The organism is Citrobacter sp. RHBSTW-01013, assembly GCF_013781985.1.
Lineage (GTDB): Bacteria > Pseudomonadota > Gammaproteobacteria > Enterobacterales > Enterobacteriaceae > Citrobacter > Citrobacter braakii.
The window spans coordinates 1,015,856-1,031,118 of sequence record NZ_CP056185.1; the positions used below are offsets into that span (position 1 = coordinate 1,015,856).

Consider the following 15,263-nt stretch of genomic DNA (forward strand, 5'->3'; position numbering starts at 1 on the left):
CGTCATTCGCTAAAGTTTCCGGTCAATTCAGACGTTTTACGTATTACCTCAATAAAGATTTCTTTTTGCTCGGGAGAAGCATGTCGGGATCCAATTCAGCAATCAGTCGCCGCCGTTTACTGAAAGGTGCGGGTGCTATGTGGCTTTTGAGCGTCAGCCAGGTTGGTCTGGCTGCCATGAGTCAGGTCGTTGCCGTACGTGTCTGGCCAGCGTCCAGCTACACCCGCGTCACGGTAGAATCTAACCGTCTGCTGAAATACAAACAGTTTGCCCTGAGTAATCCTGAGCGTGTGGTTGTGGATATTGAAGGCGTTAATTTGAACTCGGTGCTCAAGGGCATGGGTGCGCAGATCCGTCCTGACGATCCGTATATTAAATCGGCGCGCGTCGGGCAGTTTGACCCACAGACCGTGCGGATGGTGTTCGAGCTGAAACAGAATGTGAAGCCGCAACTTTTTGCGCTGGCTCCGGTGGCCGGCTTTAAAGAACGTCTGGTGATGGATCTCTATCCCGCGAATGCCCAGGATGTTCAGGATCCGCTGCTGGCGTTGCTGGAAGAATACAACAAGGGCGATCTGGACAAACAGGTGCCGCCTGCGCAAAGTGGCCCGCAGCCGGGTAAAGCGGGGCGCGATCGTCCCATTGTCATTATGCTCGACCCAGGACATGGCGGAGAGGACTCCGGTGCGGTGGGGAAATACAAGACGCGTGAAAAAGATGTGGTGCTGCAGATTGCCCGACGCCTGCGAGCCCTCATAGAGAAAGAGGGCAACATGAAGGTCTTTATGACGCGAAATGAAGATATCTTCATTCCGCTTAAAGTCCGCGTGGCGAAAGCGCAGAAGCAGCGTGCAGACCTGTTTGTCTCTATTCACGCCGATGCATTTACCAGTCGACAGCCCAGAGGTTCGTCGGTGTTTGCGCTCTCGACCAAAGGGGCGACCAGCACCGCCGCGAAATATCTGGCGCAAACTCAGAACGCCTCGGATTTGATTGGCGGCGTCAGCAAGAGCGGCGATCGCTACGTCGACCATACCATGTTTGATATGGTGCAATCGCTGACCATCGCCGACAGCCTGAAGTTTGGTAAAGCGGTATTGAATAAGCTCGGTAAAGTTAACAATCTGCATAAGAACCAGGTTGAACAAGCCGGGTTTGCGGTACTAAAAGCGCCGGATATTCCGTCTATTCTGGTGGAAACCGCATTTATCAGTAACGTTGAGGAAGAGCGCAAGCTCAAAACTGCGACCTTCCAGCAGGAAGTTGCAGAGTCGATTCTGGCGGGGATCAAAGCCTACTTTGCCGATGGCGCGACGCTGGCGAGAAGGGGATAACAAAAAAGCGCTGAAAAGCGCTTTTTTTATGGACCGCAGATACAAAAAAACACCCTTTAGGGTGTTTATAATGTTGGTTGCGGGGGCCGGATTTGAACCGACGACCTTCGGGTTATGAGCCCGACGAGCTACCAGGCTGCTCCACCCCGCGTCACCGTACTGCTTTATATTTTATCAAATTTGATTGGTTGCGGGGGCCGGATTTGAACCGACGACCTTCGGGTTATGAGCCCGACGAGCTACCAGGCTGCTCCACCCCGCGTCACCGTACTGCTTTTATTTCATCAAATTTTAATTGGTTGCGGGGGCCAGATTTGAACTGACGACCTTCGGGTTATGAGCCCGACGAGCTACCAAGCTGCTCCACCCCGCGTCCGTGGATGCGCACTATACTCTGCTCGCATTTTCATGCAACCCTTTTTTCACCTTGATCACGTTTTTAAGGTGAAAATGAACAAAAACAACGCATTCTGGATTGTTTTTTGCTCAAAATTTGCGTTCGGGTATGTATACGCATTTCATTAGGTTCGGGGGTTTGTTATCTTCGTCTCGCATTCAGGCAACATAAGACGAGAACAATGAAAGGACGTTGGGCAAAATATCTTCTGGCGGGAGCAGTCGTCGCGATGCTCGCCGCGTGTTCCTCAAAACCCACCGATCGTGGGCAGCAGTATAAAGACGGGAAATTTACCCAGCCTTTCTCACTGGTGAACCAGCCTGATGCGGTTGGCGCACCAATCAATGCCGGTGATTTCGCCGAGCAGGTTAATCAAATTCGCAGCGCTTCGCCACGTTTGTACGGCAACCAGAGCAACGTTTACAACGCTATCCAGCAGTGGTTACGTGCGGGCGGTGATACGCGCAGTATGCGCCAGTTTGGTATTGATGCCTGGCAAATGGAAGGGGCGGACAACTACGGTAACGTCCAGTTTACCGGTTACTACACGCCGGTTATTCAGGCGCGCCATACGCGCCAGGGCGAGTTTCAGTATCCTATCTATCGCATGCCGCCAAAACGTGGGCGCTTACCAAGCCGTGCCGAGATTTACGCGGGTGCGCTGAGCGACAACTACATTCTGGCGTACAGCAACTCCCTGATGGATAACTTCATTATGGATGTGCAGGGCAGTGGTTACATCGATTTTGGCGATGGCAGTCCGCTTAACTTCTTTAGCTATTCCGGGAAAAACGGCCACGCCTATCGCAGCATCGGTAAAGTGCTTATCGACCGTGGCGAAGTGAAAAAAGAAGATATGTCGATGCAGGCTATTCGCCATTGGGGTGAAACGCACAGCGAAGCCGAAGTGCGTGAGCTGTTGGAGCAGAACCCATCGTTTGTCTTCTTTAAACCGCAATCTTTTGCACCGGTCAAAGGGGCCAGCGCGGTACCGTTGATTGGCCGCGCGTCTGTGGCTTCTGACCGCAGTATCATTCCGGCGGGCACAACATTGCTGGCGGAAGTCCCGTTACTGGACAATAACGGCAAGTTTACCGGCCAGTACGAACTGCGCCTGATGGTGGCGTTAGATGTGGGTGGCGCTATTAAAGGGCAACACTTCGATATCTATCAGGGCATTGGTGCTGACGCCGGACACCGTGCGGGGTGGTATAATCACTACGGTCGCGTGTGGGTACTGAAAACAGCGCCGGGTACGGGTAACGTGTTCAGCGGTTAATAGCCGGATGGCGCTCGATATTAATGAATTTGAGGTGTTATGTCTGTGGTTATCAGTGATGCCTGGCGCCAGCGTTTTGGCGGTACGGCGCGTCTGTATGGCGAAAATGCGCTGCAGTTGTTTGCCCAATCGCACGTTTGCGTGGTCGGGATTGGCGGGGTAGGGTCGTGGGCGGCGGAAGCGCTGGCGCGTACCGGTATTGGCGCCATCACGCTCATCGATATGGATGATGTGTGCGTCACCAATACTAACCGCCAGATCCATGCTCTGCGCGATAACGTCGGCCTGGCAAAAGCTGAAGTGATGGCTGAACGTATCCGCCAGATTAACCCGGAGTGCCGGGTGAACGTGGTCGATGATTTTGTCACACCGGATAATGTTGCTGAGTATATGAGTGCGGGTTATTCGTATGTCATTGATGCGATTGATAGCGTGCGCCCAAAAGCGGCACTGATCGCCTGGTGTCGGCGTAACAAAATTCCGCTGGTGACCACTGGTGGTGCGGGAGGGCAGATCGACCCGACGCAGATACAGGTCGTTGATTTGGCAAAAACTATCCAGGATCCGCTGGCAGCCAAGCTACGCGAGCGGCTGAAAAGCGATTTTGGCGTGGTGAAAAACAGCAAAGGCAAGCTGGGCGTGGACTGTGTGTTCTCGACCGAAGCGCTGGTTTACCCGCAGGCAGATGGCTCGGTATGTGCGATGAAGGCGACGGCGGAAGGGCCGAAGCGCATGGATTGCGCATCCGGTTTTGGCGCGGCCACTATGGTGACCGCCACCTTTGGCTTTGTTGCCGTCTCACATGCGCTGAAGAAGATGATGGCGAAAGCGGCGCGCCAGAGTTGAATGTGTTGTGCCGGATAAGGCGCGTTCGCGTCGCCATCCGGCAACCATCAAACCTGTCGGGCAGCCTCAAGAATCGCCTCGTTCAGAGCATGCAGCCCCTGGGTACGCGAGGCGCTGAGCTGCGCGCGTAAACCTAGCTCGTCAAATAATGCCATAGGCGAATGCGCCAGTAACTCGGCTGCAGTTTTACCTTCGACCGCCGTGAGTAATACCGCCAGCAGCCCGCGTACAATGCGACCTTCGCTGTCGCCGAAGAAATGCAAAGTACCATTCTCATGAAGGGTATGCCCCAGCCAAACGCGGTTTTCGCAGCCCGCGATCTCTTTGGCCTGTGCCTTTAGCGAATCCGGAAGCGCTGGCAACTGCTTACCCAGCAGAATCAGCTGGCGATATTTATCTTCCCACTGGGTGAGCGGGGTAAAGGTATTGCGTAACGTCTCTTCCGTTACGGTTGTGCCAAACGGGTGTCCGGCGAACAGAGGGCTTGTCATTAATCCACCAATATTTCCAGCGCGCGGTCAACGGCTGCGACCAACGCATCTACATCACTTTGCGTATTATAAGGTGCAAATGAGGCGCGTAGCGTCCCGGATACGCCCAGTTCTGCCAGCAGCGGTTGCGCACAGTGTTGTCCTGCACGCAGTGCAATGCCATATTCGGCCAGCAACGTCACCATGTCGCTGTGATGAACGCCTGCGAAATCAAAGGCTAACAGACTGGAGTCCTGGCAGCGGAAGGAGCGAAAGCCGGGGCGTTTCGCCAGTGCATCTTCTGCCAGCGTCGCCAGACCCCGGCTCCAGTTTTCGGCCTGCACCACGTCAACGTCCGCCAGCCATTCGAGCGCCGCGCTTAGCCCGATAACGCCAGCAACGTTAGGCGTACCGGCCTCCAGCTTCCATGGAGCAGCCTGGGTGGTGAAACCGTCAAAACTGACTTCGCTAATCATTTTACCGCCACCGAGCCAGGGAGACATGGCATCCAGCAGTTCCGGTTTACCGTACAGCACGCCAATGCCGGTGGGGCCATACAGCTTGTGGCCCGAGAACGCATAGAAATCAATGTCTAATTGCTGTACGTCGGCGGGGAAATGGACAATCCCCTGTGCACCATCCACCATCACCACCATGCCAGCCGCATGGGCGAGCGTAATGGCGCGGGCCAAATCCGGGCAACCGCCGGTAACGTTCGACATCTGCCCAAGCGCCAGAATGCGACTGCGTGGAGTGATGAGTTGCGCGAGGCTTTCAACGTCTGGCAATAAATGGTCGTTAAGCGGTAGTCTGACGACCTTCGCCCCCGTTTGCTCCGCCACCATCAGCCAGGGCACGAGGTTGGCATGATGTTCTGCTGCGCTAACGATAATCTCATCACCCGGTTGTAACCGCGGTCGCGCATAGCTTTGGGCAACCATGTTGATCGCTTCCGTCGTACCGCGGGTCCAGACGATTGTTTTGTCATCCGGCGCATTAATCAGGCTTGCGACTTTTTCCCGCGCGGCTTCATAGCGTGCGGTCAGGCGCTGTGCTTCGGCAAACTGGCTGCGGTGGACGTTCCCGGCGCTCAGGCTATAAAACTGATGGGAGGCCTCAATCACTGCCTGCGGCTTCAGTGCGGTAGCAGCGCTGTCGAGATAGACGCCAGCATCGTTGAGTGCGGGAAATTGCGCGCGAAACTGCGCGGGGTTAAAAGCGTTCATGGTATTCCTCAGTTCAGTAAACCGATCGTGGCGCAAAAAGGGCGCTGATACAAGGGGGGGGCTAACCATCGGAATACTCTGGATATCCTGGCAAAGTCCACGCAGTGTCTTATGCTATATACCGTTAGGCGAGCAATTTAGCCTGTTACGGAGTGTGTTTTTAATAGCATAAATCGCTTTAAGGAGAAAAAGATGAAAAAGACTGCCGCAATTATCTCTGCTTGTATGCTGACTTTTGCCCTGAGCGCCTGTTCTGGTTCGAATTACGTGATGCACACCAATGATGGTCGATCAATCGTATCTGATGGTAAGCCACAGACCGACAATGAAACGGGGATGATTTCGTATAAAGACGCTAACGGCAACAAACAGCAGATTAACCGTACCGATGTGAAAGAGATGGTAGAACTGGATAACTAACCGGTCGTCCATCGACAAAGAGTCGGACAAAAAAAAGCACCGCAATTTGGCGGTGCTACATTAATCACTATGGACAGACAGGGTAAATGTACAGGAAGTGAAAAAGGGTAGCTTTGCTACCATGGTCTGAATCGCAGACCAATTGCAAACACAACAACACAACATCACAACCGTAAGCCAAAAGCCCACCAGAACACGCATTCCGATAAAACTTTTCGTTCCGGCTTCAGGAAGTGCCGCCACTATAGGTATTTGCTGGTAGAACCTCAACGGACAATTTATAATGGCTCAGATAAAAAAAACTAATAGGTTACAACCTGTTGGTTAATTGTTAAATTCATTTAACATCAAAGCCTAAAAGTCATGTCAAAACGATTACCACCCCTAAATGCGTTGCGTGTTTTTGATGCTGCAGCGCGTCATTTGAGCTTTACTCGCGCAGCAGAAGAGCTTTTTGTGACGCAGGCCGCAGTAAGTCATCAAATCAAGTCACTTGAGGATTTCCTGGGGCTGAAGCTGTTTCGTCGACGCAATCGATCTTTGCTGTTAACGGAAGAAGGCCAAAGCTACTTTCTCGACATCAAAGAGATTTTTTCGCAATTAACCGACGCGACGCGTAAACTTCAGGCACGCAGTGCAAAAGGTGCGCTCACCGTGAGTTTATTGCCCAGTTTTGCAATCCAATGGATGGTTCCCAGACTCTCTAGCTTTAACTCAGCTTATCCGGGAATCGATGTCAGGATCCAGGCGGTGGACCGTCAGGAAGACAAACTGGCTGACGATGTTGATGTGGCGATTTTCTACGGACGTGGCAATTGGCCGGGTCTGCGCGTTGAAAAATTGTACGCAGAATATTTATTGCCGGTCTGCTCGCCGCTATTACTCACCGGTGATAAACCGCTAAAGACGCCCGAAGATCTGGCGAAACACACATTATTGCACGATGCGTCACGCCGTGACTGGCAAGCCTATACGCGCCAGCTTGGCCTGAATCATATCAACGTACAGCAGGGACCCATCTTCAGCCATAGCGCCATGGTGCTCCAGGCTGCTATCCATGGACAGGGAATTGCGTTGGCTAATAACGTCATGGCGCAATCCGAAATAGAAGCCGGACGTCTGGTCTGTCCGTTTAATGATGTTCTGGTCAGCAAAAACGCATTTTATCTGGTTTGTCATGACAGTCAGGCAGAACTGGGTAAAATAGCCGCCTTCCGTCAGTGGATTCTGGCGAAAGCGGCCACGGAACAAGAAAAATTCCGCTTTCGTTATGAACAATAATTTACGTAGGGTATTCACATGACCAGCCGTTTTATGCTGATTTTTGCCGCCGTAAGTGGCTTTATCTTTGTGGCGTTGGGCGCCTTTGGGGCACATGTTCTGAGTAAAACCCTCGGTGTCGTTGAGATGGGGTGGATCCAGACTGGCCTCGAGTATCAGGCGTTCCATACGCTGGCTATATTTGGCCTGGCCGTCGCCATGCAGCGGCGCATTAGCATTTGGTTTTACTGGAGTAGCGTGTTTTTGGCATTAGGAACGGTGCTGTTTAGCGGCAGCCTGTATTGCCTCGCGCTCTCGCATTTACGCCTGTGGGCGTTTGTTACCCCCGTCGGCGGTTTCAGCTTCCTTGTGGGCTGGGCGCTGATGTTAGTGGGCGCTATTCGATTGAAACGTAAGGGCGTTAGCCATGAATAAGGTTGTATTGTTGTGTCGCCCAGGTTTTGAAAAAGAGTGCGCCGCAGAAATTACGGATAAAGCAGGACGCCGGGAAATCTTCGGTTTTGCCCGCGTGAAAGACAATGCGGGTTACGTCATCTTCGAATGCTATCAGCAGGACGATGCCGAAAAGTTAGTGAAAGAGTTGCCGTTTAGCTCGCTGATTTTTGCCCGTCAAATGTTTGTGGTGGGCGAACTGCTGCAATATTTACCGCCGGAAGACCGCATTACGCCGATTGTCGGCATGTTGCAGGGCGTGGTGGAGAAAGGCGGCGATCTGCGCGTTGAAGTTGCTGATACCAATGAAAGCAAAGAGTTGGTTAAATTTTGCCGTAAATTTACCGTACCACTGCGCGCGGCGCTGCGGGAAGCGGGCGTGCTGGCAAAGTATGAAACGCCAAAACGTCCGGTGATTCATGTGTTCTTTATCGCACCAGGCTGTTGCTATACCGGCTATTCCTGGCCTGACAATAACTCCCCGTTCTACATGGGCATTCCGCGTCTGAAGTTCCCGGCCGATGCGCCGAGCCGTTCAACACTGAAGCTGGAAGAAGCGCTGCACGTGTTTATTCCTGCCGATGAGTGGGATGAACGTCTGGCTAACGGAATGTATGCGGTGGATTTAGGGGCATGCCCGGGCGGTTGGACCTATCAACTGGTTAAACGCAACATGTGGGTTTACTCCGTGGATAATGGTCCGATGGCGCAAAGTCTGATGGATACCGGACAAGTTACCTGGCTGCGCGAAGACGGATTTAAGTACCGGCCAAATCGCAATAACATTTCGTGGATGGTTTGCGACATGGTGGAAAAGCCCGCGAAGGTTGCCGCCCTGATGGCGCAATGGCTGGTCAACGGCTGGTGTCGTGAGACTATTTTCAACCTCAAGCTGCCGATGAAAAAACGCTACGAAGAGGTGTCGCAAAACCTGGCTTATATTCAGGCACAGCTTGACGAGCATGGCGTAAATGCCCAGATTCAGGCGCGTCAGCTGTATCATGACCGTGAAGAAGTCACTGTGCACGTCCGTCGCCTGTGGGCTGCTGTTGGTGGTCGTCGCGACGAGCGATAAGGTAAAATTGCAGGCCGGATGAAGGCGTAAATGTCTCATCCGGCCTGTATTGTTTCAATTAGCGGCGTATCTGAAATAATATGCGTCACATCATCCAGATGCCCAATCCGGGCCTCTCCCGAACGATTAAATTTACTTTTATCGATCAGCAATAATGACTGCGCTGCGCGCTTAAGCAGAATGGACTTGAAGTCGGCATTGGTCGCGTTAGAGTCCCAGAGTGCGCCGTCGCTGTCGATCCCTACGCAGGAAAAAATAAACAGATCGATCTCGAGTGGTTTGAGCTGCGAGATGAGCGAGGGGTTAACATAGCAACCGTATTTACGCTCAAGGCGACCGCCGGAGCTGATGAGCTGAAGGTGTTCGCGTTTAGCCAATTCCTGACAAATGGGCTGGCTGTTGGTAAAGACGTGAATGTTGATGTCCGGTAACTGTCGCGCCAGGTACCAGCACGTTGAGCTGGCGTCCAGGGCTATCACCATACCTTCTTCGATCCATGCCAGCGCTTCGCGGGCAATATTCGCTTTGTGGGCATAGTGGCTTTTGAGTCGCATATGAAACGGGTCGCCGCTGTCCTGATTTTCCCGATGAATCACTTTGGCCCGCCCGTGATTGCGCAGCACTTTTCCCTGGGCTTGTAACTCGCTGAGATCGCGGCGGATAGTCTCTTTGCTGACCTTAAGTTGCAAAGCAAGGGTTTCGGTTGTCAGATTTTTGTGGTTGGTAAGCAGATCTACGATCGCCTGCTGGCGCGCCGCTTTCATGTTCTGATCCTCATCTTATGATGAATGCCCGTAGCTGACGGGCATTCAGACCAGAGATTACGGGGTTACTCCTTTTTTTAATAGAATATTCCCGTACTTTGCCCGTTCTCCTGTGATAACGATCGCAAACGCCTGTTGCGCGCGTTCATAGAAGGCATAGCGGTCAATACGCGTGATGTCCGGGCAGGGGGTTTGCAGTGAAAGCGCCTGACGATAGCGGGCCTCGACGTCAGGATCGAGGGCATCGCCTTCAACAGCCGCCATCATCACCAGCGATGGGGCATAGCTGTCCAGTTCAAAGAGCGGAATAATCGCCTGTAGCAGGTCGCTGACCAGCAGACCGTCGGCGCGGATAACCTGCGGTCCCATGCTGTGGGCCGGGAAGTGGGCATCGGAAAATATAATCTCATCGCCGTGCCCCATCTCAGCCAGCACCTTCAGCAGGTCGGGTGAAATTAAGGGAGATATTGTTTTGAGCATGTTACTCAACTCCTGTTAGTTCGGATTCGGTTTGCGGATAGAAGTAACGGTACTGGTAGCGTACCTGCCCGCGTGCCTGTTCCGGTGAGGCAAATTCCCCAATGCCCGACCACGCAAACATTGCGGCACCTGCCACGGTGGTTTCGGCGTCATCCAGCACTTTGACAGGTATCCCGAGAACATTCGCTTTGATCTGATTCCACAACGCGTTGCGGCTTCCCCCACCAACCAATAGCAGTTCTGTGGCCTGGAAATGACCGATTTTTTCCAGCGTATGGAGGTTTCGCTGCAGCTGTTCTGTCAGTCCTTCCAGCGCGGCGCGATAAAAGTGCCCACGGGTGGTATTGAGCGTAACCCCTTGCCAGCCCGCATTCTGACAGGCCAGCAGGTCGCAGTGCATCTTCACGCCTTCGGCGCCTGCCGGGATGACCCTGGCTTCGTCAATCAACGTCTGCCAGGGGGTGTCGGCAGTCCACAACAGCTTACGCACCCACTCAAGTACACCGGAAGCCAGCCACTGCATGCCGGGGTTATTCAGTCCAGCCTGGCTATCCAGCTCACAAGTGGAACCCGCATATTGGCTGAGCTGGGAGGTATCCACCTGCGCACTGCGCACCATCAGAATTTCCCATGTGCCGGAAGAGAGCACCGGTTCATCTGGCTGGGCTCCTGCGCCAAATAGCGCAAACTGCGTGTCGTGTCCGGCAGAGATGACCGGAATTCCCGCCGTAAGCCCGAGCAGGCTGGCAGCCTCTGGTTGCAAAGCCCCAATCTGTTCGCCTGCTTCAACCAGGCGCGGGAACAGACGGCGCGGTATGCCCGTAGCTTGCAAAATGTCATGACTAAAATTGCGCTGCCGGATGTCCAGCAGCTGGCTGGTGCCCGCCATGGTGATATCTGTAGTGAACTCGCCGGTTAAACGGTGGTTGATAAGCGACGAGATAAACAACCAGGCGTGCGCCTGCTCCAGAAATTGCGGATGGTTTTCTTTCAGCCACACCAGTTTATACAGCGTGTTGAAGCTAAATGCGCCGACGCCGGAAATTTCCTGCAATTGCTGCGGTGATATGTAGCGGTGAATATTCTCCATCACCGCTGCGGTGCGTGGGCATTTCCAGCTAATCACCGGATACAGCTGCTTGCCGTTCTTATCAACCAGCGCGCCGTCTACGCCAAAAGTGGTGACGGCGATCCCGCGGACATGGCAGGCGGCCAGTTGCGTGCAGAGGCGCTGACAGCAGTCGGCGAAGCGTTGCAGAATGGCCTCCAGCGACCATTGATGCCAGGTACTGTTTTCTGTTGCGATGTCACTGGCGTTCGGGGTTGCTGCGCGGGCGACAATCTTTCCCTGTCGGTCAACGGCGATAGCCCGCACGTTGGTCGCGCCACAGTCGAGAACCAGGATAACGTCTTGTTTCATATTCGCTCCCCAAACGTAGCCGGATGGCGCAGCGCTTACCCGGCCTACAAAATTCACTGCGCAGGCCCGGTAAGCTTGCGCCACCGGGCCAGAGTCGCATTAACGCTTATACAGCGGGCCGTAGTTCTGGCAGGCGCGATAATCCTGGCCTTCCATATCCATACCATGGGCTGCCCAGGCTGAAGGGCGGTAAATTTTTTCGTCTTCCACGTTGTGCATACAAACCGGGATACGCAGCATGGCGGCGAGCGTAATAAAGTCCGCGCCCACGTGACCAATCGTCAGTACGCCGTGGTTTGCGCCCCAGTTAGCCATGACGGAATAGACATCGCTGAACGGGCCTTTACCGGTTAAGCGCGGAGCGAACCAGGTGGTTGGCCAGGTGGAGTTGGTGCGCGCATCAAGCTGGTCGTGCATCTCTTTCGGCAATTCCACGCTCCAGCCTTCCGCGATTTGCAGCACCGGGCCCAGGCCTTTAATGATGTTGATGCGGGTCATGGTGAACGGCACGCCGCCCTCGGTCAGGAAGCGAGAAGAATAGCCGCCGCCGCGGAAGTATTCGTGAATAGCCGGACACCATTCGGTAGCCGCCAGGCAATCATCCGCCTCTTTCTGTGAGATTTCCCAGTGCGGCTTCATGGTCGGTTTCCCTTCGCCGTCGCGCTGTTTGCAGGAGCCATCCAGCGCTGCCGAGCCGGAGTTAATCAGGTGAATAATACCGTGCTCAGCAAGGCCGGTTAGCGGTTTACCTGTGACGCGTTCAACCGCCTCTGGCGACCAGTAGGTGCGCACATCGGCAAAGACCTGCGCTGTGCCGGTGAGTTGATGACCAAACAGCATCGCCACGCCGTTCAGGCTGTCGTTTTCGGTGGCGACAACGAACGGTTCGCGAATGCCGTTCCAGTCAAAGGAGCTGTTGAGCAGTGCTTCGGCGGTATCGCCATTCGGGTATTGATCGGTCCAGTGACGCTGGCCCTGGAAGCCTGCGGCAATCGCGTTGTACCCCAGCGACTCTTCAACCCGACCTTTGTCTGCCAGTTTTTGGTTACCCTGCATCATGTCGCGAATGCACATGGCCATCAGCAGGCTCTCTTTCAGCACCGCACGGCTCTGCTCTGCGTTACGCTTATATTGCTGTGCGTTCTGATCTTCACCGTAGCGGAAGTTTTTATCCGCCCACGCCAGCGCCATTTCCAGCTCAGCTTCGTCATAGATTTTTTGGTCGATGCGACGACGCAGTTCGGTCATATCAACGGGTTGAACCTTCATTCCCAGCCAGGATTCAAAGAAGTTATGATCGACAATCGAGCCGGCAATGCCCATTGAAACGCCGCCTACGGACAGGTAGCTTTTGCCTTTCATACTGGCAACCGCCAGGCCCGCGCGGGCAAAGCGCAGCAATTTTTCTTCAACATCGGCAGGGATCGTGGTATCGCCGGCATCCTGTACGTCATGGCCGTAAATAGAGAAGGCGGGAAGTCCTTTTTGATTATGCGCAGCCAATGCTGCGGCCAGATAAACTGCGCCGGGACGTTCTGTTCCGTTAAAGCCCCAGATAGCTTTCGGGCGCATCGGATCCATGTCGATGGTTTCGCTACCGTAGCACCAGCATGGGGTAACAGTAATTGTCACGCCTACGTTCAGGCTGCTGAATTTTTCTTCACAGGCGGCAGATTCAGCCATCCCGGCAATGCAAGTGTCGGCAATCACACATTCAATTTGTGCGCCACTGGCGTGACGAAGTTTCTCTGTGATCAGCGCAGCAGTGGCTTTAGCCATATTCATGGTTTGCTCTTCGAGCGATTCACGAACACCCATACGGCGCCCATCAATCACCGGACGAATTCCAATTTTCGGTAAGCTATTTTTGTTCATTCGAGGTTCCTCATCTCACTTTATGCCGTGCTGCAAAAGCGGATGTTGAACACCACTGTCGCAGTTGGCTGAATAACCCATTTTTGCTAACTCGAGTTAGCTTAGGTATTAGAGAGTTTTTTGCACAACTTTTTTGTTGTGGAACTGTGAGAGGCTTCACGAGAAGTGGTTAAAATTCGATCTGCGTCAAATAAACCTGGACGGGTATTTTCAATAAATCCTTTTTAAATTAATATGTTGTAATAAATTGTCTGTTCAGCGTCACAGTTTTAAACCAAATGATTTGGCTATTTTGAGTAGCTAAAATAGCTTTAAAAGGCACTTCGCTAACTCGAGTTAGCATAATTGATAAAACGCATATGAACTTATAGGTAGTATTCGCATTAACGGTGACGATGGCTTCCTGGCAACGTTTTGCGCCTGATTCACTGATTGCAGTTTCTGTATATTGAGGAAAGCAGCAATGTCTGAAACATTTTTACAGATGAGTCATATTACGAAACGTTTTCCCGGCGTATTAGCGTTGAGTAATGTGGATTTTGCTTTACGCAAAGGAGAGGTTCATGCGCTGCTGGGTGAGAATGGCGCAGGAAAGTCTACGTTGATGAAGATTTTATCCGGTGTTTATCAGCCTGATGAAGGGGATATTATTTTTGAGGGCCAACCTGTTACTTTTGCGAACCCGTTGAGTGCACAAAGCGCAGGTATCACCATCATTCACCAGGAGTTTAACCTTTTCCCTGAACTCACGGTGGAAGAAAATATATTTATTGGCAGGGAGTTTTGCAAAAATAATCGCTGGCGTCTGGATGAAAAACAACAGCGACAGGCAGCTATCGATATTTTGCAAAAATTAAACCTGAATATCTCTCCAGAAACGCTGGTGGCCGATCTGACCGTCGCGCAACAACAAATGGTTGAGATTGCTAAAGCGATATCGGTGAATGCCAAGATTCTTATTATGGATGAACCGACGGCAGCACTGACTGAAACGGAAATTGACAGCTTATTTCAGGTAACTCGTTTGCTGAAAGAACAGGGAACGGGCATTGTTTATATTTCGCACAGGTTAGAGGAACTGGCGCTGATCGCCGATCGCGCGACGGTGATGCGGGATGGTCAGTTTATTGCCACTGTGGATTATGATGCGGTTAAAATTAGCGATCTGATTGCCATGATGGTTGGGCGCGATCTTGGCAATATCTATCCTCGCCGCGAACCTTTGGCTCAACGCAAACCGGTGTTGGAAGTAAGCGGTCTGACGCGCAATGGCGTATTGAACAATATTGATTTCACTCTGTATCAGGGCGAAATTTTGGGCTTCGCCGGTCTGATGGGGGCAGGACGTACTGAGCTGGCGCGGGCAATTTTTGGTGCGGATCCCATTGATGGCGGAACCCTCAAGCTGAACGGTAACGTGACGGTAATTAAAGATATTCCTGATGCTATCAAACAGGGTATCAGCTATTTAACCGAGGACAGGAAAAAAGAGGGGCTGGCATTAGGACTGTCCGTTGAGCGCAATATTATGTTGGGCAATTATCCTGAGTATTCCGATCGTTATGGCAACGTGGACAGCAAACGTTGTCAGAAAACCAGCGAAGAACAGGTGAAAGCCCTACGCATTAAAACACCACATTTAGAACAGGCTGCTCTGAATTTAAGTGGTGGTAATCAGCAGAAAATTATTATTGCCAGATGGGTGTGTAAAGACACCGATATTCTCATCTTTGATGAACCCACTCGCGGTATTGATGTGGGTGCCAAACTTGAGATTTATGAATTAATGAATCGACTGGTGGCAAAAGGGAAGTCAATTATCATGATCTCCTCTGAATTACCGGAAGTGCTGGGTATGTGCGATCGCATTTTAGTGATGCGTAATGGACGTATTACCGGGGAGTTAGCTTCTGATGACGCCACACAAGAAAAAATCATGCAATATGCGACGTTAGAGGACTAAT

At 52.5% G+C, this 15,263-nt stretch carries 14 protein-coding genes and 3 tRNA genes; 8 read left to right on the forward strand and 9 right to left on the reverse strand.

Annotation, left to right across the window (positions count from 1 at the left end; translation table 11 throughout):
* The first annotated feature begins 80 nt into the window (after window positions 1–80).
* Window positions 81–1,334: an N-acetylmuramoyl-L-alanine amidase AmiC gene (gene amiC / locus HV350_RS04940; protein WP_016154266.1), complete on the forward strand. Its 1,254-nt coding sequence runs from the start codon at window positions 81–83 to the stop codon at window positions 1,332–1,334.
* A 74-nt stretch (window positions 1,335–1,408) separates the two neighbouring features.
* On the opposite strand, the gene HV350_RS04945 is transcribed toward amiC, so the two are convergent.
* The 3 genes from HV350_RS04945 to HV350_RS04955 all read right to left on the reverse strand — a co-directional run bounded on the left by HV350_RS04945 (window position 1,409) and on the right by HV350_RS04955 (window position 1,707).
* Window positions 1,409–1,485: transfer RNA gene (locus tag HV350_RS04945), tRNA-Met, on the reverse strand.
* 34 nt (window positions 1,486–1,519) lie between these two features.
* A tRNA-Met gene (locus HV350_RS04950) sits at window positions 1,520–1,596 on the reverse strand.
* Between the two features lie 34 nt (window positions 1,597–1,630).
* Window positions 1,631–1,707 (reverse strand) — tRNA-Met (locus HV350_RS04955).
* A gap of 205 nt (window positions 1,708–1,912) precedes the next feature.
* On the opposite strand from HV350_RS04955, the gene mltA reads away from it, so the two are divergent.
* Complete coding sequence (mltA, locus tag HV350_RS04960) at window positions 1,913–3,010, forward strand: murein transglycosylase A (RefSeq protein ID WP_019077597.1); 1,098 nt, start codon at window positions 1,913–1,915, stop codon at window positions 3,008–3,010.
* Window positions 3,011–3,049: 39 nt separating this feature from the next.
* A complete protein-coding gene (gene tcdA, locus HV350_RS04965) occupies window positions 3,050–3,856 on the forward strand; it encodes a tRNA cyclic N6-threonylcarbamoyladenosine(37) synthase TcdA (protein ID WP_019077596.1) in 807 nt (268 codons plus the stop codon).
* Window positions 3,857–3,903: 47 nt separating this feature from the next.
* Here the strand turns inward: tcdA and csdE are convergent, their stop codons facing one another.
* The gene (csdE, locus tag HV350_RS04970; RefSeq protein WP_016154263.1) at window positions 3,904–4,347 is read right to left on the reverse strand and encodes a cysteine desulfurase sulfur acceptor subunit CsdE; all 444 of its coding nucleotides are present in this window, start codon (window positions 4,345–4,347) and stop codon (window positions 3,904–3,906) included.
* Window positions 4,347–5,552 carry a cysteine desulfurase CsdA gene (csdA, locus tag HV350_RS04975; RefSeq protein ID WP_181629919.1) on the reverse strand — a complete coding sequence of 402 codons (1,206 nt, stop codon included), beginning with the start codon at window positions 5,550–5,552 and terminating at the stop codon, window positions 4,347–4,349. The genes csdE and csdA overlap by 1 nt, the downstream gene beginning before the upstream one ends.
* Before the next feature lie 192 nt (window positions 5,553–5,744).
* On the opposite strand from csdA, the gene HV350_RS04980 reads away from it, so the two are divergent.
* The 4 genes from HV350_RS04980 (at window position 5,745) to rlmM (ending at window position 8,760) form a co-directional block, all read left to right on the forward strand.
* Window positions 5,745–5,972 carry a YgdI/YgdR family lipoprotein gene (locus tag HV350_RS04980; protein WP_016154261.1) on the forward strand — a complete coding sequence of 76 codons (228 nt, stop codon included), beginning with the start codon at window positions 5,745–5,747 and terminating at the stop codon, window positions 5,970–5,972.
* 363 nt (window positions 5,973–6,335) lie between these two features.
* Window positions 6,336–7,253, forward strand: a complete 918-nt coding sequence (gcvA, locus tag HV350_RS04985; RefSeq protein WP_016154260.1) for a glycine cleavage system transcriptional regulator GcvA — start codon at window positions 6,336–6,338, stop codon at window positions 7,251–7,253.
* Between the two features lie 18 nt (window positions 7,254–7,271).
* A complete protein-coding gene (locus HV350_RS04990) occupies window positions 7,272–7,667 on the forward strand; it encodes a DUF423 domain-containing protein (RefSeq protein WP_003034037.1) in 396 nt (131 codons plus the stop codon).
* A complete protein-coding gene (gene rlmM, locus HV350_RS04995) occupies window positions 7,660–8,760 on the forward strand; it encodes a 23S rRNA (cytidine(2498)-2'-O)-methyltransferase RlmM (RefSeq protein ID WP_181629921.1) in 1,101 nt (366 codons plus the stop codon). Before HV350_RS04990 ends, rlmM begins: the two co-directional genes overlap by 8 nt.
* 35 nt (window positions 8,761–8,795) lie before the next feature.
* Here rlmM and fucR read toward each other — a convergent pair whose 3' ends face one another.
* The 4 genes from fucR to fucI form a co-directional block, all read right to left on the reverse strand.
* Complete coding sequence (gene fucR, locus HV350_RS05000; RefSeq protein ID WP_137352548.1) at window positions 8,796–9,524, reverse strand: L-fucose operon activator; 729 nt, start codon at window positions 9,522–9,524, stop codon at window positions 8,796–8,798.
* Window positions 9,525–9,581: 57 nt separating this feature from the next.
* The gene (gene fucU / locus HV350_RS05005; protein WP_103766718.1) at window positions 9,582–10,004 is read right to left on the reverse strand and encodes an L-fucose mutarotase; all 423 of its coding nucleotides are present in this window, start codon (window positions 10,002–10,004) and stop codon (window positions 9,582–9,584) included.
* A gap of 1 nt (window position 10,005) precedes the next feature.
* Window positions 10,006–11,424 carry an L-fuculokinase gene (gene fucK, locus HV350_RS05010; RefSeq protein WP_181629923.1) on the reverse strand — a complete coding sequence of 473 codons (1,419 nt, stop codon included), beginning with the start codon at window positions 11,422–11,424 and terminating at the stop codon, window positions 10,006–10,008.
* 99 nt (window positions 11,425–11,523) lie between these two features.
* The gene (gene fucI / locus HV350_RS05015) at window positions 11,524–13,299 is read right to left on the reverse strand and encodes an L-fucose isomerase (protein WP_075847504.1); all 1,776 of its coding nucleotides are present in this window, start codon (window positions 13,297–13,299) and stop codon (window positions 11,524–11,526) included.
* A gap of 463 nt (window positions 13,300–13,762) precedes the next feature.
* Here fucI and HV350_RS05020 point away from each other — a divergent pair, with 463 nt between their 5' ends.
* On the forward strand, window positions 13,763–15,262 hold the full coding sequence (locus HV350_RS05020; protein ID WP_046276142.1) for a sugar ABC transporter ATP-binding protein: 1,500 nt from the start codon (window positions 13,763–13,765) through the stop codon (window positions 15,260–15,262).
* Window position 15,263 lies beyond the last annotated feature (1 nt).